We start from the raw sequence: 24650 nt of genomic DNA, 5'->3' as shown, positions 1-24650 counted from the left end.
AGCCATCCGACGAGGCGGTGACGTCGGATATTTTTGTGCTATCTGCGCGCCCCGGCGGCATCAAGCGCGGCGCGGCCGCGAGTCGACGCAATCCGTCCAATTGAGCCTGTGCGGGATCACTCCGGCGAAGTCCGGACGATCATCTTGCCGACGTTTTCCCCGCGCAGCATTCCGAGGAAGGCGTTCACCACCTCGTCGAAACCGTTGACGATCGTCTCGTCCGGCACGATCAGCCCGGACTCGATGCGCGGTGCGGCGAAGTCCAGCAGTTCGGGCTTCAGATGCTGCCACTCGCTCACCCGAACGCCCTCGACGCGGGCGCCCTTCAGCTGGACCTCGAAAAGATTGCGCGGCGCGGCCGGCGGCTCCGCGGTGTTGTACTGGGCGATCGCGCCGACCCAGGCGACCCGGCCGTGGTCGACCAGCGAGTCGATGGCCGCCTCGAGATGGTCGCCGCCGACGTTGTCCACATACACCTGGATCCCGTCCGGGGCGGCCTCGCGCAGCTGGTCGGTGACCGAACCGTCGTGGTAGTCGAAGGCCGCGTCGAAACCGAGGTCCTCGGTGAGGTGCCGGACCTTCGCGGCCGACCCGGCGCTGCCGATGATCCGGCCGGCGCCGAGCGCCCTGGCCAGCTGCCCTGCCGCCGTCCCGACGCCGCCCGCCGCGGCGGAGATGAACACCGTCTCGCCGGGCTGGAGCCTCGCGATCCTGGTCAGCGCCACGTACGCGGTCAGCCCGGTGCCGCCGAGGATGCTCAGGTGCGCGCTGAGCGACACCCCTGGCAACGCGGGCAGCACCTGCGCGGTAGCCGCGCTGACCAGCGCGTGCGTCCGCCAGGCCTGCCGGTGGAAGACCAGGTCGCCGACCGCGAGACCGGGGTCCTCGCTCGCCACGACCCGGCCGATCGACCGGCCGTCCAGCGGAGTGTGCAGATCCCAGCTGTCCTCGTCGTCGTCCATCAGCTGCCGCATGTACGGGTCAACGGAAAGGTAGATGTTCTCCACCAGCGCGGTGCCGGGCGTGACGGCGGGAATACCGTCCTCGACGAAGGCGAAGTTGTCGGGGGTCGGAAACCCGGTGGGCCTGCCGACCTGGTGCACGTACCGCGCCTTGCTGGACATCGTGTTTCTCCTGTTCGTAGCCGCTCTGGCGATGACAGTAGGAAACGGTGTGGACCCTGGGCAGACGTCGGTGGTGATGGAACCCGCTTTTGCATGAGCGCGGTTCATGGACGGGCTAGATTGCGGCGGTGACCGATCTCGCCGCGCCGTCTCCCGTCGACCTCGCCCCGCACGAGCTGCGCCTGCTGGTCGAGGTCGACCGCACCGGGAGCTTCACGGCGGCGGGCACCGCGCTCGGCATGACGCAGTCGGCCGTCTCGCACGCCGTGCGCACCTGCGAGCGCAAGATCGGCGCGGTGCTGTTCGAGCGCGGCAGGTACGGCGCGCGACCCACCGCCGCCGGTGTCAGGGCCGTCGCGCACGCCAGGCAGATCCTGCGGATGCTGGAGACCCTGCGCGCCGAGGCCAGGGGCGCCGACGCGGACACTGTGGCTGGGCCGCTGCGGATCGCGGCCTTCCGCAGCGCGGCCGCGCACGTGCTGCCGGCCGCGCTGGAACGACTCGTCGCGCGGTATCCGCAGGTCGAGCCGCAGGTGCGGATCGTGCGGGAACTGGGCAGGGGCACGGCGGGCGAGGTCGCGGACGGCCGCGCGGACGTCGGCATCGCGACGATCTCGCCGACCTCGGCGGTGCCGGACGGCCTGCTGGTCCGCGAGCTGTTCGAGGAGCCGTACGTGCTCGCCCACCCGGTCGGGCGCTGCAACCCGCGCGGCCTGCCGCTGATCGACTGGGACGAGAACTGCTCCAGCTACACCAGGCAGTGGTACGCCGAGCAGGACTGGCTGCCGCAGCCGAGCGTCACCGTCGGGGACGACAGTGTCGTGCTGTCCATGGTCGCCCAGGGCCTCGGCATGGCGATCATGCCGAGGCTCACGCTGGTCGGCGCGCCGGCCGGGATCGAGGTCACCGAGCTGGGCGTCCGGCCGCCGACCAGGCACGTCGGGTACGTGGCCGCCCCGGCGATGGCGCACGCCCGCGCCGTCGCCGCGCTGATCGGGGAGCTGCGCGCGACGCCGATCCGCCACCTGCGGACCGTGCCGAGCGCGCTGCCCGCCTGAGGAGCCCTAGCCTGAGGAGCCCTAGTCTGACGCCCGCGTCGACATGCGCCGCGCGGGCCTACTGCCGGGAGCCGCCTTGACGATCCGGAAACCCCGTCGCCCCGCCGGCACCACCGCGTCGGAACCGGCCGTCGAGCGGATCCGGGCCCGCATCACCTTCATGCAGCACGAGTACCTCGCCATCCGCGCCGAACTGCTGGCCGCGCTGTCCAACCAGCAGACGATCCTGGCGTACGGCCTGGCCGCGACGGCCGTGATCTACACCGGCGTGCTGACCAACTGGTCGAACCTCCAGCTGCGCACCGGAATCCTGAGCCTGGCGCCGTTGCTGCTGATGTTCGTCTGGTTCGTGTGGTACGGCGAGGTCCAGCGACTGCTGCGGGCCAGATGGTTCCTGTGGCAGCTGGAGAAGAAGATCAACGCGCAGCTCCGCGTGCCGCGCGCCCCGTCGGGGGAGTCGGAGCTGCCCTCGGCGGACACGCTGCACTGGGAGAGCTGGGTGCGCGGTCGCAACGTCTGGCGGAAGAACCTGCACTCGCGGCCCGCCTACCACCTCGCCACCGGGCTGCTCTGCGGAACGGGCCTCGGCACCACCGCGCTGTCGGTGGTGCTCGGCCTGACCGCGCCCCAGCTGTCCGGCCCGCTGCGGGCGCTGGTCCTGTGCGGCGCGGCCGGATTCCTCGTGCTGCTCGGTTACGCGGCCTTCCTGGTCGGCCACAACGACCTGCTCAAGGGCGCCGGCAAACCGACGCCCTGAGCATCCGCGCACCCGCGCCGGGCCTACGTCGGCCGGGCCTACGTTGACGGCCCGAGCGCCGACACGCCGTCGCCGAGCAGCTCCGCGTGCAGTTCCGCGCCGGCAGGCCACCGGCCGACGCCCTCGCCGACGGTCAGGTGCCCGACCTCGCCCGCGTCGACCAGGCGCGCGCCCCAGTCCCGCGCGAAGGACCTTGCCCGGTCGGGTGTCATCCAGCTGTCGTTGCGGCTGGCGGCCAGGATCGTCGGGAACGGGAACGCGACGCGGGGGATCGGGTCGAAGCCGCGGATCTCCGGTTTCCGGTTGGTCTCCACGTCCGCGGGCGTCGCCAGCAGCGCGGCCCGCACCGGCCACCGCGCGCCGTCGGCCACCCAGTGCGCGAGGGTGACGCAGCCGAGGCTGTGCGCGACGAGCACGGGCGGCTCCGCGCACTGCCGGACCGCCTCGTCCAACCGGGCCATCCACGCGCCGCGTTCCGGCCGCTCCCAGTCGTCCTGCACGACCCGCGCCGACCCCGGCAGCCCGAGCGCCCACAGCTCCTGCCAGTCACCGGGGTCGGGGCCGAACCAGCCGTCGACGAACAACGTAGTCATGCCGGACATTGTCGGTGATCGCTGAGAGCTCCTAACACGATGGCGTTCGACTGGGAGTGGCGTCCAGGTGGTGCGTCGCAAGGCGGAGGAGCCCCTCATGGCGGAGCCATGTGGGGCGACGACAACGCGGCGAGGCGCCGCCTGGGCGTCACTCCGTCGGACAGTCATCGTGTTAGGAGCTCTAGGCGAGCAGCGTGCCGCCGTCCACTCCCAGCACCGTGCCGGTCGCGTGCGGCTGGGTCATCAGGTAGAGGAACGCGCGCGCGACGTCCTCGACCTCGCCGACCCGGCCAAGCGGCAGGGACGCCGCGGTGGCCGCGTACAGCTGCTCGCGGTCCGCCTCGGGGACCGAGTCCCACAGCGGCGAGCGCACCACACCCGGCGAGACGGCGTTGACCCGCAGCGGCGCGAGTTCCACCGCGAGGGCGCGGGTCAACCCGATGATCGCGCCGCAGATGCTCGCCGCGACCGACCAGCCCGCGCTGGGACGTTCGCCCGCGGTGCCCGTGGTCAGCGTGATCGAGCCGCCCGCGCGCACGAGCGGGGCCGCCGCCTTGGCCGCCGACAGCGCGCCGAAGTAGCGCAGCCCGAAGAACTCCCTGGCGTGGTCGAGGTCCATAGTGTCCAGGGGCATCAGCGCCAGCGGCTCGCCCGCCGTGAACACCAGGTGGTCCAGGCCGCCGAGGTCGTCGAGGAACGCCTGCACGCGAGCGGGATCGGTGAGGTCGACGGCCCGGCCGACCGAGCCTTCCGGCAGCTGCGCGAGCGCCCGGTCGACGCTGGCCTGCCGGCTGGACGCGACCACGACGTCGGCCCCGCGCCGCGCGGCCTCGGCCGCGGTGGCCAGCCCGATGCCGGAGGTGCCGCCGAGCACGACGACCCGCTGTCCGTTGAAATCCATGAAGAAGCCTTCCCTGTGCCGAACTGACATGGTCAACTGTGCTGGCCTGCCCGGGCCGGCGTCCAAGACCCATTCCCACGCCTGTAATACCCTCGGGGTATCAGCGACGCGGCGGCGGACGAGCGCGAAGGGGGGCCGGTGATGGACGTGGACCTGCGCAAGCTGCGCTACTTCGTCGCCGTCGCCGAGCGGCTGCACTTCGGCCGGGCCGCCGAGGCGCTGCACATCGCGCAACCGGTGCTGTCCAGGCAGATCAGGGCACTGGAGACCGAGTTGCACGCGCAGCTGTTCCTGCGGGACCGGCGGGCGACCGAGCTGACCCCGGCAGGCGAGCAGCTGCTCGTCGACGCGCGACCGCTGCTCGCCAGCGCCGATGCGTTGCGCCGCAGGGTAAGCAGGGCCGCGCGCGGCCCGGACAGCTTCACCGTCGGCTTCATGCCGGGCCTCATCGTCACCGCCGCGGTCAGGGCGATGGCGAGCAGGCATCCGCAGCTGACCGTCGAGGTGTTCCGCACCGACTGGCACGACTCGGTCGCCGCGATCCACGACGGCCGCGTCGACGTCAGCTACGTGCGGATGCCCGTCGACCCAAGGGGCCTGCAACTCCGGCCGCTGCTGAGCGAGCCGCGAGTGGTCCTGCTGCCTGTCGACCATCGGCTGGCCGGCAGGGAGTCCGTCGCCATCGCGGAGCTCGCCGACGAGCACCTGCTCCAGGACCCGGACGCGGTGCCGGAGTGGCGCGACCTCGCGACCGAGCTGCGCACCGGTCGACGCCCGCCGCTGCCGGCCATGAAGACCGTCGAGGAAAAGCTCGAACACGTCGCGGCGGGCCGGGGCGTCGCGGTGCTTCCGCTGTCCACGGCCACCTTCTACACCCGAAGGGACCTCGTGCACCTCGAAGTCGACGACCTCCCGCCGAACCAGGTGTGCCTGGCGTGGGACAGCAGCCGCCGCAGCCCGCTGATCCACGAGTTCGCCGCCCTGGCCGTCGACCACGACCCGGTCGGCGCCACCCCGCAGGCTGGCGCGGTGCACAGATGAGGGCGACGCTCGCCTGGTTGGTCGCGGTGGCCGCGCTGCTGAGCCTCACCGCCTGCGGCGGCGACGTCAGCAAGGACGAGTTCAACGCGATGGTGCGGGCCAGAGGCGGCGGCATCGCCGTGGAACTGCCGAAACAGGCGACCGCGGCGCTGCTCGCGCGGCTCGGGGTCACCGACGTCATGGTCAGATCCGTGCAGCTCGCCACGCCGGACCCCACCATGACGTTCGAGGTGCGCAGCCCGACCAGGCCAGGCGACCTGGACACCTACCACTACGCGGACCGCGCGCTCGCGGAACCCGCCCCGGTCAAGCTCCGCGCCGGCGACGACCTCGCCGGGCAGACGTTCTCCCTCGCCGGCGTGACCGCGCTGAACCGGATCGAGGACATCGTGGACCTGGCGCGGACGCGGGTGGGGCTGCCGGACTCGTGGGTCGAGGACGTCGACATCCGCAAGGTCGACAACGTCGTGACGGTCACCGCCATCGTGTCCTCCGCCCGTGGGGCCGGCACCGCGACCTTCACCGCCGACGGCACCTACCTGACGAGCGGACGGTCATGACCCTGCGACGCAGGCTGGTGAGATGGGCCAGCACGCTCGGCGCCCTGCTCGTGGCGACCGCAGTCGTCCTCGCGATCGTGTCGATGATCTGGCCCGGCATGCTGAAGGTCGTCGCGCCCCTGCTGTGCGACGCGGACCACCGCACGCCGGTCCTCGTCACGACCTACGTCGGCGAGGGCACCACCGAGACCATGTACTGCATGGGCGAGCGGGGGCAGACCTACCAGGTCGGCGACCTCTGGCCGCTCGTCGTGCTCTGGGCGTGTTTCTCCGCCATCGTCCTCGTGGTGCTCGCGATCGGTCGGTCGCGCAGGCTCCTGACCCGGTCCAGGACCACCACCACCTAAGACTTTCAGCGCGGCAGCAGCTCGGCGGGATCCAGCCCGGCGCCGCGCTCGAACTCGACGGCGAAGGCCGCCGCGCCGAGGGTGTTCCGCGCTGCCGTGCCGATCCGGTCGACGTCCCCGCGCTCGGCGGCCGGTAGCGGCGCTCCCGCTGACTCCCGGAGCGCGGCGGCGGAACCGAGCAGCCGCGCCGCGTCCCCGTGCCGGCCGGCCAGCGCCATCGCCCCGGCAAGGCCCTCGGCCGCCAGGGCGACCGCCCGCACGCTGCCGCTGGCGTGCGCCACCTCGAACGCCTCCGTCTGCCACGCCAACGCCCCGGCCGCGTCGCCGCGCTGCTCCGCGACGAACCCCAGCTCCACCAGCACAAGCGAGTTGCCGGACGGGGCCGTCATCCGGCGATACCAGTCACGCACGCCGCGCAGGTGCGCCTCGGCGTCGTCCAGCCGCCCGGCCCGCCGCGCCCCGAGCCCGAGGCCGATCTCCGCGAAGATCTCGCCGAACGCGAAGCCCTGGTCGACGGCCAGCCGCCGCGCCCGCTCGTGCAGCTCCCGCGCCCGGTCGTGCTCGCCGGCCAGCAGCGCGGCCCTGCCCAGCCCGGACAGCCGGTAGGACACCTCCGGCCACAGCTTCAGCTCCTCGGCCAGCCGCAACCCGTCCCGGTGCAGCCCGGCCGCCCGCTCGTGGTCGCCAGCGACCTCCGCGAGCGCGGCGAGTGAGTTGACGGTCTGCAACTGCCCCCAGCGATCGCCGAGCGCGCCGAACAGCGCCGCGCTCCGCGCGCCGTCCCGCTCGACCGCGCCGAGGTCGCCGCCCACCAGCGCCTGCCTGGCCAGCAGCGCCAGCGCGGCGGCCACACCCCAGTCGTCCCCGACCGCGCCGAAGCCGGCGAGCGCGCCGCGCGCCAGGTCGGCGCTCGCGGCCAGGTCGCCGGTGTCGAACACCGCGAAGCCGAGGAACCACTGCGCCATGGCCCGCGCCGCCGGATCGGGCACCGCCAGAACGGCCAGGTCGATCCGCGCCGCCCGGTCCGTGCTCACGGCGGTATCGCCCGTCAACAACGCGAAACCGAGCCGCCACGCCGAGGCCACCGCCCGGTCCGCGCTCGGCGCGTCGCTGTCCACGGCCAGCGCGAGATCGAGCGACCGCTGTGCTGCACTGAGCCGCCACGCCGAGGCCACCGCCCGGTCCGCGCTCGGCGCGTCGCCGTCCACGGCCAACGCGAGATCGAGCGACCGCCGCGCCGCGCCGAGCCGACCCCGCAGCAGCCAGTACCTGGCCAGCGCGTTGACCAGCCGCAACGCCTCCGCCGGGGCCTGGTCCAGCACCGCGCCGTCCAACGCGGCGCGCAGGTTGCCGGCCTCGGCGTCCAGCCGCTCCAGCCACAGCCGTTGCTCGGCACCGCGCAGCGCAGGCTCGGCGCGCTCGGCGAGCGTCAGGTAGTACCGCCGGTGGCGCCGCCGCAGCTCCGCCGACTCCCCGGACTCGCTCGTCCGCTCCACACAGTACGCGGCCACCGACTCGAGCAGCCGGTACCGGGCGCCAGCCGCGCCGTCGGCCAGCACCACCAGCGAGCGATCCACCAGGCGTGCCAACAGATCCAGCACATCCTCCGGCCGCACCCCGTCGCCGGAGCACACCGCCTCCGCCGCAGCCAACGTGCAGCCGTCCGCGTGCACGGCCAGCCTGCGCAGCACCACGCGTTCGCGCGGCGGCAGCAGCTGCCAGCTCCAGTCGATCATCGCCCGAAGCGTCCGCTGGCGGGCGGGCGCGTCCCGGTGGCCGGCGGTGAGCAGTCGGAACCGGTCGTCCAGCCGGGCCGCCAACTCGTGCACGCCAAGCGCCCGCAACCGCGTCGCCGCCAGCTCCAACGCCAGCGGGATCCCGTCCAGCCGCCGACAGATCGCCGCAACGGCGGCCGCGTTGTCCACGGTGAGCGCGAAGTCCCGCGTCACGGCCAACGCCTCGAACAGCCGCACCGAGCCGAACCGCCGCAGCGTCACGGGATCGAGCGGTGTGGCAGGCTCCGGCACCGCCAACGGTGCGACCGGCCGCAGCCGTTCGCCGGCCAACCCGAGCGGATCCTGACTGGTGGCCAGGACCCGCACCTCGGGCGCCGCCCGCAGCAGCAGCCGCGTCAGCCGGGCGACCGGCCCGACCACGTGCTCGCAGTTGTCCAGCACGAGCAATAAACGCTTGGCACGCAACGCTTCCACGAGCCGCGTGGTGGCAGAGGAGGCCCGTTCCGTCGACCGCTGACCCGGGGGAATGTCCTCGCGAACCCCCAACGCCAACGCGACCGCCTCCGCGACCCGCTCATCCGCACCAAGCGCCTCCCCGTCTCCACCGGGCGGCGGTTCACCCGTGCTCTGCGGCAGTTCGCTCGCGCCTTGCGGCGGGTTGCCCGTGCCGCCCGACGTTCCGCCCACATCGCCGGCCGACCCGTCCGCGGCCCCGGCAATCCTCGCGACCCCGGCAATCCGCGTAGCCGCCGCCACTGACCGCTTCACGCCCGCCAGCTCGACCGGACCGAGCGCCTCCCCGCTCCCACCGCCTGCCAGCTCGCCCGCGCCATGCGATGACTCGCTCGCGTCGTGCGGCGGTTTGCCCGCGCAGGCCGGTGTTCCGCCCGCGTCGTCCGGCAGTTCGCCCGCGCCGCCCAACGTTCCGCCGGCACCGCCGGCCGGCCCACCAACGACCCCAACAATCCCCGCGACCCCGGCAGTCGCCGTAGCCGCCGTAGCCGCCGCCACCGACCGCTCGACGCCCGCCGGCTTGACCGGACCGAGCGCCTCCCCGCCCCCACCACTCGGCAGTTCGCCTGTGCCCTGCGGCGGTTCGCCTGCGCAGCCTGGTGTTCCGCCCGCGTGGTCTGGCAGTTCGCCCGCGTTACGCGACGGTTCGCTCGCGCCGTGCGGCAGTTCGCCCGCGCCGCCCGCCGGCCCGCTCGCACCCCGCGGCGGCTCGCCCGTGCCGCCCGATGTTCCGCCCGCACCGTCGGTCGACCTGCCAGCGACTCCGGCAATCCCCGCGACCCCAGCAATCCCCGTAGCCGTCGCCACTGACCGCTCCGCACCTGCCGGCTCGGCCGGACCGGCGCCCACTGACCGCTCCGCACCTGCCGGCTCGACTGGACCGGTACCCACCGACCGCTCCACGCCCGCCAGCTCGACCAGCCACACCCCGTCCGGGAACGCCTCGACCAGCCCCGCCGCCGTCTCCACCGCCAGCCGGGTCTTGCCGACCCCGCCTGGGCCGGTCAGCGTCACCAGCCGCCGGGAGCCGACCAACTCGCGAACCTCCCGTACCTCGTCCTCGCGGCCGACCAGCTCGGTGAGCTGCGCCGGCAGGTTCGTGCGAGGCCGCGCCGCCCCGGACGACGCCGCCCCAGACGCCGCTCCGGACGCCGCCCCAGACGACGCAGCGAGCGCCGGGTCCTGCGCCAGGATCGCGCCGTGCAAGGCGGCCAGCGCCGGGCTCGGGTCGAGGCCGAGCTCGTCGGCCAGCCGGGAGCGCAGCTCGCCGTAGCTCGCCAGCGCCTCGCTCGGCCGCCCGGCCAGGTACAGGGCGCGCAGCTGGGCTGCCCGCAGCCGTTCGCGCAGCGGATACCTGCTCACCAGGTCGCCCAGCTCACCTACCAGCTCGCCGTGCTCGCCGAGCGCGAGCCGCGCCTCCGCCAGTTCCTCCACCGCGACCAGCCGCTCGTCCTCCAGCCGCGCGATCGCGCCCCTGGCGAACTCCTCGTCGGCGACGTCCGCGAACGCGGGCCCCCGCCACAGCGCCAGCGCGTCCGTCAGCAGCCCAGCGGCCGTCCTCGGCTCCCCGCTCGCTCGCGCCCGCGCCGCCAGCTCCCGGAACCGCCGCGCGTCCACCGCATCCACCGCGTCCGGCTCGATCCGCAGGCGGTAGCCGGGCGACTGGCGCACCACCAGGCCCCGCCCGCCGGGCTCGCCCAGCTCCAGCGCCCGCCGCAGCTGCGACACCTTCGTCTGGAGGGTGTTGCCGGGATTGCCCGGCGGCGACGCGCCCCACAGGTCTTCGGTCAGCCGATCGACCGACACCGGCAGGCCGTCGTGCACCAGCAGGTCGGCCAGCAGCGCGCGCACCTTCACCTCGGGCACTCGCACCGGCCGCCCGTCGCCCGTCCACACGGCCAGCGGACCGAGCACCCCGAAACGCACGAACCCAACGGTAGAGCACCCGATCCGGACGAAACGGCGACGTCGGACCGCCCGCCGCCGCGAAATGATCTACGCCACACACCTCGGCCCCGGATCGGCGCAGGTCGGCCCCTCGGCGCCGAGTTACCCGGACTTGTCGGGGACCGGGGTTACGCTCAAGTACGGTGAGCCGCTGGTGTGACAGCCACACCGCGCACGCCGAAGCCAGCGCGCGACAATCTGGGAGAGCGACCCTGTGACTGCTGAGACCCTTTACGGGGCCGACGACCTCACGCATCTCGAGGGTCTGGAAGCGGTTCGGAAGCGACCCGGCATGTACATCGGGTCCACCGACAGCCGCGGCATCAACCACCTCTTCACCGAGGTCGTGGACAACTCGACCGACGAGGGCATCGCCGGCGAGGCCAGCAGGATCGTCGTCACCCTGCACGCCGACGGCAGCGTCCAGGTCGACGACGACGGCCGAGGCATCCCCACCGGCGTGCACGCCAAGTCCGGCCTCTCCGGCGTCGAGCTGGTGCTGACCAGGCTGCACGCGGGCGGCAAGTTCGGCGGGTCCGGCTACAAGACCTCCGGCGGCCTGCACGGCGTCGGCGCGTCCGCCGTGAACGCCCTGTCCCACCGGTTCGACGTGACCGTGCGGCGCGACGGCAAGGTCCACCAGATGTCCTTCGCGCACGGCGTGCCCGGCGAGTTCGACGGCCCCGGCCCGAAGGCGAAGTTCACCCAGCGGTCCGGCCTGCATGTGACCGGCAAGATGAAGCGCGGCGAGTCGACCGGCACGTCCATCCGCTACTGGCACGACGCGCGCTACTTCGAGAACGGCGCGGCCCTCGACGTCGAGGCCGTCCGCACGAAGCTGCGCAACACCGCGTTCCTGGTGCCCGGCGTCACCTATGTGCTCCGCGCCGCCACCGACGGCCCGATCGGGGAGATCGGGGAAGAGGAGTTCCACTTCCCCAACGGGCTGTCCGACATGGTCGACTTCCTCGCCCCGGCGAGCGAGAAGGCCGTCTCGGGAACGCTACTCGTGCTGGGGCAGGGCACTTACCTGGAGAACGCGGCGGACGAGAACGGCGTCATGCGGTCCAAGGTGGAGCGCGGCGCCGAGGTCGAGGTCGCGCTGCGCTGGGGCACCGGATACGAGCAGCGCATCGAGTGCTTCACCAACACCATCCGCAACGTGCACGGTGGCACGCACCGCAGGGGCTTCGACCGCGCCGCGCTGAAGGCCGTGCAGGACGCCATCTCCAAGACGAGGGGCCTGCTCAAGCCGAAGGAGGACATGCCGACGCTGGACGACGTCCTCGAGGGCATGACCGCCGTGATCCACGTGCGGATCCCCGAGCCGCAGTTCACCTCGCAGACCAAGGACGAGCTGTCCACCGCCGGCATCACCAAGGTCATCCAGGGCGTCGTCGAGCGGCACATCAAGGCGTGGACCGAGGACCGCAAGACCAAGGCGGAGGCCAAGACCATCCTGCAAAAGGTCGTCGACGCCGCCCGCGTCCGGCTGACCCAGAAGCAGCAGAAGGACGCCGCCCGCCGCAAGACCGCGCTCGAGGGCGCGGCCATGCCGCCGAAGCTCGTGGACTGCCGCAGCACCGGCGTTTCCCGCAGTGAGCTGTTTCTCGTGGAGGGCGACAGCGCCCTCGGGTGCTTCACTGGCGACACAATGGTCGCGCTTGCCTCGGGGCAGAGCCGGTCGTTCGCCGATCTGACCGCAGACTGGGCGCAGGGCATCACCCACTTTGGTTACACGACCAATAAAGCTGGGCGGGTCGTCGTTGCCCCCCTTGTGGAACCGAGGCTCACCAAGAGGGCTGCGCCGCTTGTGCGGGTCACTCTCGACAACGGGGAGTCGGTGCGATGCACCCCTGACCACCTCTTCCGCCTCCGCGATGGGTCCTACCGACGGGCCGATGCCCTGTGCGCAGGCGACTCGCTGATGCCGCTGTATCGGTCGGTGTCAGCCAAGGCGGCAGGCGACAAGCTCGAAGGCTACGAGCGCGTGTGGATGAACGATCGCGACGAGTGGGTCTACACGCACTACGTGGCGGACGCCTACAACCTGCGCCACAACCTGGACAGCGCGGACAACGGAAACGTCCGGCACCATGTTGATGTCAACAAGCGCAACAACGACCCTCGTAACCTCCGTCGGATGACCTGGGCGGACCACAGCGCCCTGCACGCCTCGATGATGGGCGACCACGTACACGAGGGCTACCGTGCATGGCTGGTCAACGGCGGACTTGAAATCAAGTCGGCCGCGTTGTCGGCACAGTGGAAGGATCCCGACTTCCGGGAGGCATGCCTCGCGCGACTTGCCGCCCTCAACGACGATCCGGAGTTCCGCGAGCGTCTTGAGCGAGGATTCCAGGATTGGTACGCCTCACTCAGCGACGCGGAGCGGGCTTCCTACGCCGAACGCATGCGGGAGCGTCAGGCGGACTACTGGGCGCACCCGGAACACCGCGCAGCGGCAGCCGAGCGGGTGCGGGCCTTCTTCGCCGATCCTGCGCGCCGGGCTGAGTGGAGCGAGCGATCGCGCGAGCAGTGGCGGGACAAGGAGTTGCTTGCGTGGCGCTCGGCGGCGACGGTCCAGCAGTTCTCCGATCCGGCCGAGCGCGAACGTCAAAGGGCCGCAGTGGTCACCTGGCGCCTGGAGAACCCCGAGTTCGGCGCTCAACACTCGGTGCGCATGAAGGAGCGCATGTCAGATCCCGGCACCGGTCATCTCGCGAAGATCCATGCTGGGCGGGCGCGCTATGTGGCAACCGTGCCGCGTCAGGAACGAGTCGCACGGCAGATCGACGGTCGCCGAGTGGCCGCACTCAAGCGGCTCGCGGCGCTGCTGTCCGTACCCGACGTCGACCTGGCGGACGCCTATGACGCTGAGCGTAAGCGTGTCGCCCGAACAGGATTGAGGTTCGACCGACTGCTGGACCACTACGAGGGTGACTACGGCCGGCTGCGGGAAGCGGCGTCGTTGGTCAACCACAGCGTCGTGTCCGTGCAGGCGCTGGACGAGACTGCCGATGTGTACGACCTGACTGTCGACCAATATCACAACTTCGCGCTCGAAGCCGGTGTGTTCGTGCACAACAGCGCTCGCATGGCGCGGGTCTCGGAGTACCAGGCGCTGCTTCCGTTGCGCGGCAAGATCCTCAACGTACAGAAGGCCGGACTCGCCGACACACTGCGAAACGCGGAGATCGCCTCGATCGTGCAGGTGCTCGGCGCCGGCACCGGGCGGACCTTCGACCTGGCCTCGATGCGGTACGGGCGGGTGATCCTGATGGCCGACGCCGACGTCGACGGATCGCACATCCGGACGCTGCTGATCACGTTGTTCGCCAAGTACATGCGCCCGGTCATCGAGGACGGCAGGCTGTTCGCGGCGATGCCGCCGCTGCACAAGATCGTGACCAAGGGCCGCAACCCGGAGACCCGGTTCACCTTCACCCAGCGGGAGATGGAGACCACGGTCGCCAAGCTGGAGAAGGCCGGCAAGCAGATCGTCACGCCGGTGCCCCGGTTCAAGGGCCTCGGCGAGATGGACGCGGAGGAGTTGTGGGACACCACGATGAACCCCGCGACCCGCTCGGTCCGCCGGATCAACCTCGACGACGCCGACGCCGCCGAGGCGGCGCTGGAGTTGCTGATGGGGGAGAAGGTCGAGCCCCGGCGCAACTGGTTGGTCGAGTCGGCCGCGCGGGTCGACCAGGCCGCGATCGACGTCTGATGCGCAGGCCCGTCATGCACAGGCCCGTGACGCGTAGGCATTTTCAAGGAGAGCGCTGAGCTATGGCACGCCGCAAGGCCACCACGACCAAGGTCGACCCGTCCGCCTTCGACCGGGCGGGGGCGAACGTCTTCGACATCCCGGTGAAGACCGAGATCGAGGACTCGTACCTTGAGTACGCCTACTCGGTCATCCACTCCCGCGCGCTGCCCGACGCCCGCGACGGCCTCAAGCCGGTGCACCGCAGGATCCTGTTCTCCATGCACGAACAGGGTTACCGCCCGACGCACGCCTACGTGAAGTCCTCAAGGGTCGTCGGCGACTGCATGGGTAAGTACCATCCGCACGGCGACACGGCGATCTACGACGCGATGGTCCGCCTGGCGCAGGACTTCTCGATGAACGCGCCGCTCGTCGACGGGCACGGAAACTTCGGCAGCCCGGACGACGGTCCGGCCGCGTCGCGGTACACCGAGGCCAGGATGTCCAACGAGGCCATGCTGTTGGTGGGTGAGCTCGGCGAGGACACCGTCGACTTCCGGCCCAACTACGACGGTTCGCTCCAGGAGCCTTCCGTGCTGCCGGCGGCGTTCCCCAACCTGCTCGTCAACGGCACGTCCGGGATCGCGGTCGGCATGGCCACCAACATGATCCCGCACAACCTCGGCGAGGTGGTCGCGGCCGCGCGGTGGCTGATCACGCACCCGACCGCGACGCTGGACAAGCTGATGGAGTTCGTGCCCGGCCCCGACCTGCCGACCGGCGGGATGCTGTTGGGGCTGGACGAGGTGCGCCGCGCCTACGAAACCGGCCGGGGCGTGGTTCGGATGCGCGCCAAGGTGGAGATCGGTCCGCTGGAGGGCAGCCGAGGCCGGCAGGCCATCACGGTCACCGAGCTGCCCTACGGCGTCGGCCCTGAGAAGATCATCGAGAAGATCACCGACGAGGTCACCAAGTCCAAGCGGCTGTCCGGCATCGCCGACGTCAAGGACCTCACCGACCGGGAGAACGGCACCCGGCTGGTCGTGGAGTGCAAGGTCGGCGTCAACCCGCAGGCGCTGCTGGCCGACCTCTACCGCCTCACCCCGCTCGAACAGTCCTTCGGCATCAACAACCTCGTGCTCGTCGACGGCCAGCCGCAGACGCTTGGGCTGCGCGCCCTGCTCGAGGTCTTCCTCGCGCACCGGTACGAGGTGGTCACCCGCAGGACCCGGTTCCGCCGCCGCAAGCGCGAGGAACGCCTGCACCTGGTCGAGGGCCTGCTCAAGGCGCTGCTCAACATCGACAAGGTCATCAAGCTGATCAGGGGCAGCGAGAACGCCCAGGCGGCCAAGGACGGCCTGATGACGCAGTTCGCGTTGTCGGAGATCCAGGCCACCTACATCCTCGACACGCCGCTGCGCAGGCTCACCCGGTACGACAAGATCGAGCTGGAGTCCGAGCAGGAGCGGCTGCGCGCCGAGATCGCCGAGCTGTCCACGATCCTCGATGACGACGCGGTGCTGAAGAAGGTCGTCTCGACCGAACTCGCGGCCGTGGCGAAGGATCTCGCCGCCGAGCGGCGGACCGCGCTGATCGACGGCGACCTCAAGGAGGTGCTCGCCGCGTCGAGGCCGGCAGGGCCGCTGGAGGTCGCGGACGACCCGTGCCAGGTGATCCTGTCCGCGACCGGCCTGGTGGCCAGGACGGCCGCCGAGTCCGAGGAGGCATCGGAAGCCAGGCGCCGCAAGGGCCGCACCAACAACGACGCCGTGGCGACGGTGGTGCACTCGACGGCGCGCGGTCAGATCCTGTTGGTCACCAACCGGGGGCGCGCGTTCAAGACCGACGTGCTGCCGCTGCCGGTGTTGCCGGAGCAGAGCGGCACGGTGTCGCTGAGCGGCGGCATGGCGGCCACCGAGCTGGCTCCGCTGGAGAAGGGCGAGAAGGTCGTCGGCATCGCGCCGCTTGGCGCGCAGGGCGCCGAGTCGCCGGGGCTCGCGCTGGGCACCAGGCAGGGCGTGGTGAAGGTCTGCGCGCCGGAGTGGCCGGTCCGCTCCGACGAGTTCGAGGTGATCGGCCTCAAGGACGGCGACGAGGTCGTCGGCGCGACGTGGCTGGCCGACGGGACGGAGACGCTCGCGTTCGTGTCCTCGGACGCCTCGCTGTTGCGCTTCGCCGCGACGCTGGTCCGGCCGCAGGGCCTCAAGGGCGGCGGGATGGCCGGGATCAACCTGGCCGGGGAGACCGAGGTGGTGTTCTTCGGCGCGGTCCGCACCGACGACGAGGAGCACGGCGAGCCGATGGTGGTGACCTCGACGGGCACCGCCGTGAAGGTGACGCCGTTCGCCGAGTACCCGGCGAAGGGCCGGGCGACCGGTGGGGTCCGGGCGCAGCGATTCCTTAAGGGGGACAACAGGCTTCGGCTGGCGTGGATCGGTCCGCGCCCGGCAGGCGCGACCGATCGGGGCGTGCCGGTCGAGCTGCCCGAGGTGGACCCGCGCCGGGACGGCTCCGGCTCGGCGCACCCCGGCCCTGACGTCGTTGGGCACCTGATCGAACGCGGCTGACCAGGCAGGACCCCGGCGGCAGGCGTCCCGCCGGGGTCGGTCGCTGCCCGATTTCGCGGTTTCATCGCGATTTCATCGGCCGTGGTTAACGTCTCTCCGCACATCGGCAGAACGATCGCGGAGGCTCGGACGTGACATCGGAGAGCCGCCGCCGTGGGTGAGTGGGGCTGGTTGCAGGCGGCCTCCGGCGGTTCGCGGCAGGACGGCCTCAGGCTGAAGTACCCGTTGCGGCCGTTCGACTCCAGCGCGGACGCCCGCGCGAGCCTGCACCGGCATCTTGAGGCCAACACCGCGACCCATCCCGCCTTCCGCACGGGTGTGTCGCTGCTGCGGGCCGCGCCGCCAGGGCCGCAGACGCTGTGCGCGGGGCCGTACGTGTGGCTGCTCTACGAACTGCCGCCCGATTCGGCACAGACCGAGTACGCGGAGCAGGTCGCGAGCGAGCGGGTGTCGGAGCTGCTCACGTTGCTGCTGCCCGGTTCCTCCCCGGCCGGGGACGGCTGGTCGGCGCGGGGCCGCGCCAGGTTCGGCTGCGGCGCAGCGCTGCTCGCCGCGGTCGCTGTCGTGGGAATCGTGTTGCTGTTGCTGGGCATCCACCAGCTCGACGGCAGCACGCCGACCTGCGACGGCAAGGTGATGGGTGTGGCCGACAGCTGCCGAACCCCGCGCGGCGCCCTCGTCCAGCAGGAGACCTACGACGAGGTGGTGGCCCGCCTGACCGCCGGCGCGCACATCCTGGTCGTCGTCGGCGCGGCGCTGCTCGTGGTTTCGGCGGTGGTGGCGGGCGTGGCGGTCATCCGGTCGGCGCGGGCCCGGCGGACGGAACCCGAGGACTGCCAAGGGTTCTAGCGCTGGACGAGGGTCAGTTCCAGGCGCTGAGCGTGGCGCCGCTCTCGAAGCGGCGCGGCTCGCCGGTGATCGGGTCGGTGAACTCCAGCACCTTGGCCAGCAGTTGCAGGGGATCGGTGAAGTCGTCCAGCGGGCGTTCGGTGAGCACCGGGTAGAAGTCGTCGCCGAGGATCGGCACGCCGAGCCCGCTCATGTGCAGCCGGAGCTGGTGGGTGCGGCCGGTGGTCGGCCGCAGCCGGTACCGGCCGAGCCCGTCGCGGTGCTCGATCAGGTCGACCAGCGTCTCGCTGTTCGGTTCGCCCGGCAGCTCCTGCGCGGTGATGATGCCGCGCTCCTTCACGATCCTGCTGCGCACCACGCACGGCAGGCGCAGCGCGGGATCGTGCGGCGCGATGGCCTCGTACTCCTTGCGCACCAACCGGTCGCGGAACAGCGTCTGGTACGCGCCCCGGCGTTCTGGGCGGATGACGAACATGACCAGCCCCGCGGTGACCCGGTCGAGCCGGTGCGCGGGGATCAAGTGTGGCAGGCCGAGGTCCCTGCGCAGCCGCACGAGCGCGGTCTCGACGATGTGCTTGCCGCGGGGGATGGTCGCGAGGAAGTGCGGCTTGTCCACGACGAGCAGGTCGTCGTCGCGGTGCACCACGGTGATGTCGAACGGCACCGGGACCTCGACGGGCAGGTCGCGGTGGAACCAGACGAACGAGTTGGGTGCGAACGGCGCGTCGGGCGCGATCGGCCCGTGCACGTCCACGATCCGCTCCTCGCGGAGCATCATGTCGATGCGGCCGGGGTCGACCCTGGGCAGCCGGTCGACCAGGTGGTCCCGGATCGTCGCCCACGGCCCCTCGGCGGGCAGCTTCAGGCGCGCGGGGTCCAGTCCGTGCCGCTGCGGCAGGGGCGGGGTGGGCTTTCGTCTCATCGGGACGCAGTCTACCTGCGGTTTCGGGGGAAACCGGCGACCGGGGGCGGCCGGGGCCTCTGTCGGGCACGGACCGTGGTCGCCGTCGTTCGCGGACCGTCACCGGCCGGACGCCGCAGGCTACGTAGTGCCTGATCCGCTACGTACTGTCCGGATGGCCGATTTTGCCGATGCGCCGGTACATGCGCGTGCGCGAGGCTCGTCCGTGACACCCGGAAGGCGTGTTTCGCGGTCACCGCGACGGGGACAGTCCCCCTCCTCACCGCTCACCGCGTCAGCGGTGAGGAGGGGCGACGCCGACGCCACACGGCCACGGTGTCGCAGCCGGTGGGGGTCGGCTGCGCGGCCGGCGGTCGAGAGTTCGTGTTGGGAACTCTGCGGTGGCGGCCTGTGCAGGCCCGACTGGGCGGCGGGCCTGTACAGGCTCACCCCCTCCAGGCGCCCACGGAGCCACGCCGTCGCAGGAAGGATGACCGTGGCGCACATCGGCTCGTCGGGCAACGTCGACCTGTTCACGAGTGCGTACTGGGACAGCGCGGCGGAGGTGGCGACGCTGCTGCGCGCGGAGGGCGCGGTGCACAGGGCGCTGCTGCCGAGTTCCGTGCCGGTGTGGGTGGTCGGCCGCTACGAGGAGGCCCGCGCGGCGCTGGCCGATCCCCGGTTGAGCAAGGACGCCGCCGGGTTGTCGGAGATCATGCTGGCGCGGCTGGCCGAGGCGGGCGAGCTGGTCGAGGTGTCCGGGGTGTTCGCCCCGCACATGCTGTTCTCGGATCCGCCGAGGCACACCCGGCTGCGTCGGCTGCTGGCCAGGGACTTCACCCCGAAACGGGTGGAGCTGCTCCGGCCGAGGATCGAGCGGATGGCCGACGACCTGCTCGACGCGATGCCGGCAGGGGAGGCGGTAGACCTGGTGACGGCCTTCGCGTTTCCGTTGCCGTTCACGGTGATCTGCGAGCTGATCGGCGTGCCGGAGGCGGACCGGTTCGCGTTCCGGGACTGGGTGAGCCAGTTGATGACGGAGGAGCCCGAGACGAGTGTCGCCGCGTCGCACCAGATGGCCGCCTACTTCGCCGAGCTGATCGCGGCCAAGCGCGCCGAACCCGGCCACGACCTGCTGTCCGCGCTGATCTTGCCCGAGGCGTCCGGCGACCGGCTGACCGATCCGGAGCTGGTCGGCACGATGTTCCTGCTGTTGGTCGCCGGCCACGAGACCACGGCGAACCTGATCGGCAACGGGGTTCGCTGGCTGATGGGCGATCCGCAGGCGTGGCGCCGGTTCGGCGCCGAGCCGGGGCTGGTGCCGGCCGCCGTCGAGGAGCTGCTGCGCTTCGACAGCCCGATCCGGATGGCGACGCACCGCTTCACGGCCGAGCCGGTGGTGATCGGCGGGACCGCGATCCCGGCGGGGGAGATCGTGTTGATCTCGCTGGGATCGGCCAACCGGGACGAGCGCAGGTTCGACCGCGCCGACGAGCTGGACCTGCGTCGGCACACCGGCACGCACCTGAGCTTCGGCCACGGCGTCCACCACTGCCTCGGCGCGCCGCTGGCCAGGCTCGAGGGCGAGATCGCGTTACGGCGGTTGGCGACGCGTTTCCCGGACGCTCGGCTCGCCGTGCCGCCGGAGGCGTTGCGGCGCAGGGCGAGCAGCATCATCAACGGCTACGTCGAGCTGCCGGTGGTGCTCAGGTCGGCGGGCTCATCGGCCAGCTGCCGGGCCTCCTGACACAGACGCGGCCTAGCCCGTGTGGCTCGCGCCGTGACCGACGCCGGCGCCGCGTTCGGCGATCCACGCGGCGATCTGCGCGCGGCTGCGGAACTCCAGCTTGTCCAGGATGTTCTGCACGTGCCGGTCCACCGTGCGCGCCGAGATCACCAGCATGGCCGCGATGTTCTTGCTGGTCCTGCCCGCCGCGACGAGCCTGGCGATCTCGTACTCCCGTGCGGTGAGCACGTCGGACGGGGCGCCGGACGGCTCGGCGTCGGGTTGCGGCGTCAACGCGAACTCGACGATCTCGGAGTAGGGCAGCGCCGCGCCGATCGCGTGCTGCACCGCGAACTCCTCCGCGCCGAGGCCGCGCCGCGCCTGCGCCTCCGCGCGCTGCTGGGCCTGCCGGTAGGGGATGAGTCCGGACAGCAGCACGCCGCCGCGTTCCTGTCGCCGCTGCGCCGCGCCGAGCAGCCGCGCGGCGCGTTCGTGCTGGCCGCTGGCGGCCGCTGCCCAGGCGAGGCCGCCGAGGCTCCACGCGGGCCCCCAGGCGTCGCCCATGTTGCCGAGCAGCCCGCGCGCCTCCTCCTCCTGGAACAGCGCGGTCGCGCGGCGCGGGTCACCGTGCCGCAGCTCGGCGACGCCAACCGCCCACAGCGCCCAGCAGACCGACCAGTCCGCGCGCAGCGCCTTGGCCATCCGCAGGCAGTTGTCCGCGTGCGTCATGGCGGCGGCCCGGTCGCCGGTGAAGGCCGCCGCGATGGCCAGCAGCAGCGCGGCCATGAACGTGTCGCCGGGGTTGTCCGGCTTGGTGCTGGCGAACGCCGCGCAGGCGCGTTCCAGGATCCGGATGGACCGCTGGTCGCCCTCGGCGAGCAGCGCGTGCGCGCCCTCCGCGTACAGGGTGGCGCCGAGGACGGTGTGCGTGTCGTAAGCCGAGTCGGCGACCGCGGCGGCCCCGTCGCGGTCCAGTTCGGCCGCGGCGGCCTGGCAGCGCCGCAGCAGGGACGTGGCCTGGTCGGGCTGTCCCTGGCACAGGCTGATCCACATGTCGTTGGCCAGCGCCACCACCTGCGCCGCGCTCGCGGTCGGCGGATGGGCGTCCAGCGCCCGACGGAACCAGCCGCGGCCCTCGCCGAGCAGTCCGCTGAAGAACCAGAAGCGGATGCGGGTCAGGTTGACGATGATCTCGAGCGCGCGCGGGGTCTGCTCCGGCCGCGCGAGGAAGTACTCCAGGGTGGCGCGCAGGTTGGGCAGTTCGTCGCGCAGCCACACCATCCAGTCGGCCTCGCGCGGGCTGCACCAGTCCTGGCTGCCCGTGGCCACCATGGCCCGGTAGTAGTCGGCGTGCCGCTGCCGCAGGGCGGCCGTCTCCTCGCCGTCCGACACCAGCCGCGCGCCGTACTGCCGCACGGTTTCCAGCAGCCGGTAGCGGGTTCGGCCCGAGCGGGCGGTCGTGGTGAGGATGGACTGCCGCACCAGGCTGGTGACCAGCGCCTCGATGTTCTTGCCGACGCAGACGTTCTCCGCGGCGGCGAGGTCGAAACCGCCGACGAACACCGAGAGCTGCCGCCACAGGTCCTGTTCGTCCGGGGTGCACAGCTCGTAGCTCCAGTCCAGCGCGAGCTGGAGCGTCTGGTGGTGCGACTGCTCGTACCGGACGCCGCCGCCGAGCAGTGCGAACCGGTTGTCCATCCGGTCCAGGATCTCCTGCACCGACAGGGGACCGAGATGCACGGCCGCGAGCTCCAGCGCCAGCGGGATCCCGTCCAGCCGTTGACACAGCCGAATCGCGGCGGGCCAGTCGCTGGGGGTCAGCTCGACGCCGACCGCGGCGGCCCGGTCGATCAGCAGGCGCACCGCCTCGTGCACGTGCTGGCCCTCCGGCCCGTCGGTCACGCTCTCGACGCCGCCGACGTAGAGGGGCGGCACGTCCATCAGGTGTTCGCCGGGCACCTCCAGCCGCTGCCGGCTGGTGGCCAGCACCCGCACCTCGGGGGCGGTCTGGAGCAGGGTGCGCACCAGCCTGGCGACGGCGGTCACGAGGTGTTCGCAGTTGTCCAGGATCAGCAGGAGTTGCTTGTCCCGCAACTGGTCTATCAACGTGGCGAGGCCGGCCTGCCCGGACTGGTCCAGTATCCCGAGCGCGACGAGGACGGCGCGGTCGAGCAGTTCGGGCTCGGACAGGGCGGCGAGGTCGACCAGCCAGACGCCGTCGCGGTAGTCGTCCGCGAGGTCGGCGCCGAGCCGCAGCGCCAGCCGCGTCTTGCCGCAGCCGCCCCCGCCGGTCAGTGTGAGCAGCCGCGTCGTGCGCAGCCTGCGCGCGCCTTCGGCGAGCAGCCGCGTCCTGCCGACGAACGTGGTCAACTCCAGCGGCAGGTTGCCGGGCTGCCCAGCGGCGCTCACCGGCGCGCCGCGCGCGCGACAGTGCCACGTCCGACGCTGGACGCCGGATTCGTGCGCGTTGCGGTCAGCAGGGCCCGCTCACCCCCGATAGATCTGGCTCACCTGTTCGACTTGACATCATGTCGCAGCGGTCCGGCACGGCGGAGTGGGTACGACTGGCAATCACCCGGTTGGCCTACGCAATGCGTCGTACCTCCTCGGGTGACCCGGCGCTCGGCGGACCCTCGGCAGTGCCAGGACGTGCCGCGATGCCGGTGAGCTCGGCGAGCCTGCGGTGCGAGTCGAGCAGGCCGGCCCGGTCGAAGGTGCTGGTGGTCACGAGCACCTCGTCGGCCGAGGTGCCCTCGACCAGATGGCGCAGCGCGGCGGCCACCTCCTCGGCCGTGCCGTGCAGGTGGCCGCGCATGGCGTCGTCGAACTGCGCCCGCTCCCGGTCGGTCAGGTCGAGGGCGAGGACGTCCTCGGCAGGCGTCAGCGGCGGGAACACGCCGTGGGCGCGGGAGTAGGCCGTCGACCACGCCTCGGGCACCAGCAGCCGCCTGGCCTGCTCGGTGGTCTCGGCGACGGCGATCGTGCTGGCGATGACGACGTAGGGGCGCGGGGACTGCTCCGACGGGCGGAAGCGGTCGCGGTAGTCGCCGATCGCGTCGAGCAGCCGCTGTTCGCCGTGCACGGGCGCGATGACCAGCGGGAGCCCCAGTTCGGCCGCGGTCGCCGCGCCGGCGCCGGTGGCCAGCACGAACGCCGGCACCCGGAGTCCCTCGGCCGGGCGGGCGTGCACCTGCGGGTGCGCGGCCTGGTCGCCGGTGAAGTAGCCGAGCAGCTCAGTGAGCTGGTCGGCGAAGCGGTCGGCGTCGTCCTTGTCGTGGCCGAGCGCGCGGCGGATGCCGTTGGTGAAGCCGACCGAGCGGCCGAGGCCCATGTCGATGCGGCCGGGGAAGAGCGACTCGAGCACGCCGAACTGCTCGGCGACCACGAGCGGCTGGTGGTTGGGCAGCATCACGCCGCCGGTGCCGACCCGGATCCGGCTGGTCGCGGCCGCGACGGCGGCGGCGAGGACCGTCGGGGCCGAGCCTGCGATGCCGGGCACGCTGTGGTGTTCGGACACCCAGAACCGGTGGTAGCCGAGTTTCTCGACGTCGATCGCGAGTTGGACGGTGTCGCGCAGCGCCTCGGCGTGGGTGTGGCCGTGCCGGGTGCGCGAGCGGTCCAGGATCGAGTAGCGGGTCGCGGGTGTCACCTTCAGTTCAACACGGGTGGCCGCCCAGGATTCCCCCGGACGGGTGGTCGTGGTCACGCGCGTGCGGCGCGCGCGGCCGTCGGCTGAGCAACCTCGCGCGACCGTCAGCCGAGCAGTTCCGCGCGGATGCCGGCCAGGATGATGCGCAGTTCGGCGTGGAAGGCGGCGTCGAGCTGCCTCCTGGACACCGTGCCGACCTTGCGGGCCTGCTCCTCGAGCGTGTAGCCGTTGGTGAAGCTGGTGATCGTGTCGGCCGCGAGCGCCGCGTCCCGCTTCGACGCGCCCGCCGCGCGCAGCACCTCGATCAGGCTTGCCATGTACGCCATGGCCGACGGCGGCGGCGTGCTGAACGAGGACACCAGCCGCGCGCCGTCCCGGTGCGCGAGCATCGACCTGCGCGCCCGCGCCGCCAGCTCGCGCAACTGCTCGGCCCAGTCGCCGGAGGGCGGCGGCTCGGCGACGACCTCGGCGATGATCAGCTCGGTGATCGCGTCCAACAGCGCCGACTTGCTGGGGTAGTGCCAGTACAGCGCGCCCACCCGGACGCCGAGGCGTTCCGCGAGGCGACGGGTGGTCAGCTCGTCGAGGCCGACCTCGTCGAGCAGCTCGATCGCGCCGTGCAGCACATCAACCTGCCGCAGTGGCATGGGCAACCTCCCTGGTCTCCTGTGG

Annotated in this window: 17 protein-coding genes; 9 read left to right on the top strand and 8 right to left on the bottom strand. The window is 72.1% G+C overall.

Features of this window, described 5'->3' with window-relative positions:
- Positions 1 to 116 precede the first annotated feature (116 nt).
- On the bottom strand, positions 117 to 1124 hold the full coding sequence (locus F0L68_RS00670; RefSeq protein WP_149847386.1) for an NADP-dependent oxidoreductase: 1008 nt from the start codon (positions 1122 to 1124) through the stop codon (positions 117 to 119).
- Between the two features lie 128 nt (positions 1125 to 1252).
- On the opposite strand from F0L68_RS00670, the gene F0L68_RS00665 reads away from it, so the two are divergent.
- Positions 1253 to 2182: a LysR family transcriptional regulator gene (locus F0L68_RS00665; protein WP_223198378.1), complete on the top strand. Its 930-nt coding sequence runs from the start codon at positions 1253 to 1255 to the stop codon at positions 2180 to 2182.
- Between the two features lie 76 nt (positions 2183 to 2258).
- Positions 2259 to 2939, top strand: a complete 681-nt coding sequence (locus tag F0L68_RS00660) for a hypothetical protein (RefSeq protein ID WP_149847385.1) — start codon at positions 2259 to 2261, stop codon at positions 2937 to 2939.
- Between the two features lie 38 nt (positions 2940 to 2977).
- Here the strand turns inward: F0L68_RS00660 and F0L68_RS00655 are convergent, their stop codons facing one another.
- Together F0L68_RS00655 and F0L68_RS00650 are read right to left on the bottom strand one after the other, a co-directional pair.
- Entirely contained in the window at positions 2978 to 3532 is a 555-nt protein-coding gene (locus F0L68_RS00655; protein ID WP_188316314.1) for an RBBP9/YdeN family alpha/beta hydrolase, read from the bottom strand.
- A gap of 181 nt (positions 3533 to 3713) precedes the next feature.
- Positions 3714 to 4433 carry an SDR family oxidoreductase gene (locus F0L68_RS00650; protein WP_149847383.1) on the bottom strand — a complete coding sequence of 240 codons (720 nt, stop codon included), beginning with the start codon at positions 4431 to 4433 and terminating at the stop codon, positions 3714 to 3716.
- A 141-nt stretch (positions 4434 to 4574) separates the two neighbouring features.
- Here F0L68_RS00650 and F0L68_RS00645 point away from each other — a divergent pair, with 141 nt between their 5' ends.
- From F0L68_RS00645 to F0L68_RS00635, 3 genes are read left to right on the top strand one after another with little or no spacing between them, the layout of a single operon-like run.
- Positions 4575 to 5474, top strand: a complete 900-nt coding sequence (locus tag F0L68_RS00645) for a LysR family transcriptional regulator (RefSeq protein WP_149847515.1) — start codon at positions 4575 to 4577, stop codon at positions 5472 to 5474.
- A complete protein-coding gene (locus tag F0L68_RS00640) occupies positions 5471 to 6034 on the top strand; it encodes a hypothetical protein (RefSeq protein ID WP_149847382.1) in 564 nt (187 codons plus the stop codon). Before F0L68_RS00645 ends, F0L68_RS00640 begins: the two co-directional genes overlap by 4 nt.
- Entirely contained in the window at positions 6031 to 6381 is a 351-nt protein-coding gene (locus F0L68_RS00635; RefSeq protein WP_149847381.1) for a hypothetical protein, read from the top strand. The genes F0L68_RS00640 and F0L68_RS00635 overlap by 4 nt, the downstream gene beginning before the upstream one ends.
- A 5-nt stretch (positions 6382 to 6386) precedes the next feature.
- Here F0L68_RS00635 and F0L68_RS45495 read toward each other — a convergent pair whose 3' ends face one another.
- On the bottom strand, positions 6387 to 10556 hold the full coding sequence (locus F0L68_RS45495) for an AfsR/SARP family transcriptional regulator (protein ID WP_438672236.1): 4170 nt from the start codon (positions 10554 to 10556) through the stop codon (positions 6387 to 6389).
- Between the two features lie 235 nt (positions 10557 to 10791).
- Between F0L68_RS45495 and F0L68_RS45595 the strand changes: the two genes are divergently transcribed.
- The 3 genes from F0L68_RS45595 (at position 10792) to F0L68_RS00615 (ending at position 17702) form a co-directional block, all read left to right on the top strand.
- Positions 10792 to 14304 (top strand): ATP-binding protein, encoded by a 3513-nt coding sequence (locus F0L68_RS45595; RefSeq protein ID WP_149847380.1) that lies wholly within the window; start codon positions 10792 to 10794, stop codon positions 14302 to 14304.
- 62 nt (positions 14305 to 14366) lie between these two features.
- Positions 14367 to 16853 (top strand): DNA gyrase/topoisomerase IV subunit A, encoded by a 2487-nt coding sequence (locus F0L68_RS00620; protein ID WP_149847379.1) that lies wholly within the window; start codon positions 14367 to 14369, stop codon positions 16851 to 16853.
- Positions 16854 to 17006: 153 nt separating this feature from the next.
- Positions 17007 to 17702, top strand: a complete 696-nt coding sequence (locus F0L68_RS00615) for a hypothetical protein (protein WP_149847378.1) — start codon at positions 17007 to 17009, stop codon at positions 17700 to 17702.
- Positions 17703 to 17715: 13 nt separating this feature from the next.
- Here F0L68_RS00615 and F0L68_RS00610 read toward each other — a convergent pair whose 3' ends face one another.
- Positions 17716 to 18624: an RluA family pseudouridine synthase gene (locus F0L68_RS00610; RefSeq protein ID WP_149847377.1), complete on the bottom strand. Its 909-nt coding sequence runs from the start codon at positions 18622 to 18624 to the stop codon at positions 17716 to 17718.
- Between the two features lie 469 nt (positions 18625 to 19093).
- On the opposite strand from F0L68_RS00610, the gene F0L68_RS00605 reads away from it, so the two are divergent.
- Complete coding sequence (locus tag F0L68_RS00605; RefSeq protein WP_149847376.1) at positions 19094 to 20350, top strand: cytochrome P450 family protein; 1257 nt, start codon at positions 19094 to 19096, stop codon at positions 20348 to 20350.
- A 12-nt stretch (positions 20351 to 20362) separates the two neighbouring features.
- On the opposite strand, the gene F0L68_RS00600 is transcribed toward F0L68_RS00605, so the two are convergent.
- From F0L68_RS00600 to F0L68_RS00590, 3 genes are all read right to left on the bottom strand, one after another.
- Positions 20363 to 22738, bottom strand: a complete 2376-nt coding sequence (locus F0L68_RS00600) for an ATP-binding protein (RefSeq protein WP_149847375.1) — start codon at positions 22736 to 22738, stop codon at positions 20363 to 20365.
- Between the two features lie 175 nt (positions 22739 to 22913).
- Positions 22914 to 23978, bottom strand: a complete 1065-nt coding sequence (locus tag F0L68_RS00595; RefSeq protein WP_149847374.1) for an MsnO8 family LLM class oxidoreductase — start codon at positions 23976 to 23978, stop codon at positions 22914 to 22916.
- 104 nt (positions 23979 to 24082) lie between these two features.
- Positions 24083 to 24625, bottom strand: coding sequence for a TetR/AcrR family transcriptional regulator C-terminal domain-containing protein (locus tag F0L68_RS00590; protein ID WP_149847373.1), 543 nt, complete (start codon positions 24623 to 24625; stop codon positions 24083 to 24085).
- Positions 24626 to 24650 lie beyond the last annotated feature (25 nt).

The sequence above is a fragment of the Solihabitans fulvus genome (genome assembly GCF_008386585.1).
Lineage (GTDB): Bacteria > Actinomycetota > Actinomycetes > Mycobacteriales > Pseudonocardiaceae > Solihabitans > Solihabitans fulvus.
Note: the sequence above shows the minus strand (reverse complement) of the source record. Positions and strands in the feature narration are given on the sequence as shown.

What these genes read in the sequence shown, in the direction of transcription:
- F0L68_RS00650 (WP_149847383.1), bottom strand. Translation starts at nt 4,433, where the DNA reads ATGGATTTCAACGGACAGCGGGTCGTCGTGCTCGGCGGCACCTCCGGC.
- F0L68_RS00655 (WP_188316314.1), bottom strand. Translation starts at nt 3,532, where the DNA reads ATGACTACGTTGTTCGTCGACGGCTGGTTCGGCCCCGACCCCGGTGAC.
- F0L68_RS00610 (WP_149847377.1), bottom strand. Translation starts at nt 18,624, where the DNA reads ATGAGACGAAAGCCCACCCCGCCCCTGCCGCAGCGGCACGGACTGGAC.
- F0L68_RS00670 (WP_149847386.1), bottom strand. Translation starts at nt 1,124, where the DNA reads ATGTCCAGCAAGGCGCGGTACGTGCACCAGGTCGGCAGGCCCACCGGG.
- F0L68_RS00605 (WP_149847376.1), top strand. Translation starts at nt 19,094, where the DNA reads ATGACCGTGGCGCACATCGGCTCGTCGGGCAACGTCGACCTGTTCACG.
- F0L68_RS00635 (WP_149847381.1), top strand. Translation starts at nt 6,031, where the DNA reads ATGACCCTGCGACGCAGGCTGGTGAGATGGGCCAGCACGCTCGGCGCC.
- F0L68_RS00590 (WP_149847373.1), bottom strand. Translation starts at nt 24,625, where the DNA reads ATGCCACTGCGGCAGGTTGATGTGCTGCACGGCGCGATCGAGCTGCTC.
- F0L68_RS00640 (WP_149847382.1), top strand. Translation starts at nt 5,471, where the DNA reads ATGAGGGCGACGCTCGCCTGGTTGGTCGCGGTGGCCGCGCTGCTGAGC.
- F0L68_RS00645 (WP_149847515.1), top strand. Translation starts at nt 4,575, where the DNA reads ATGGACGTGGACCTGCGCAAGCTGCGCTACTTCGTCGCCGTCGCCGAG.
- F0L68_RS00620 (WP_149847379.1), top strand. Translation starts at nt 14,367, where the DNA reads ATGGCACGCCGCAAGGCCACCACGACCAAGGTCGACCCGTCCGCCTTC.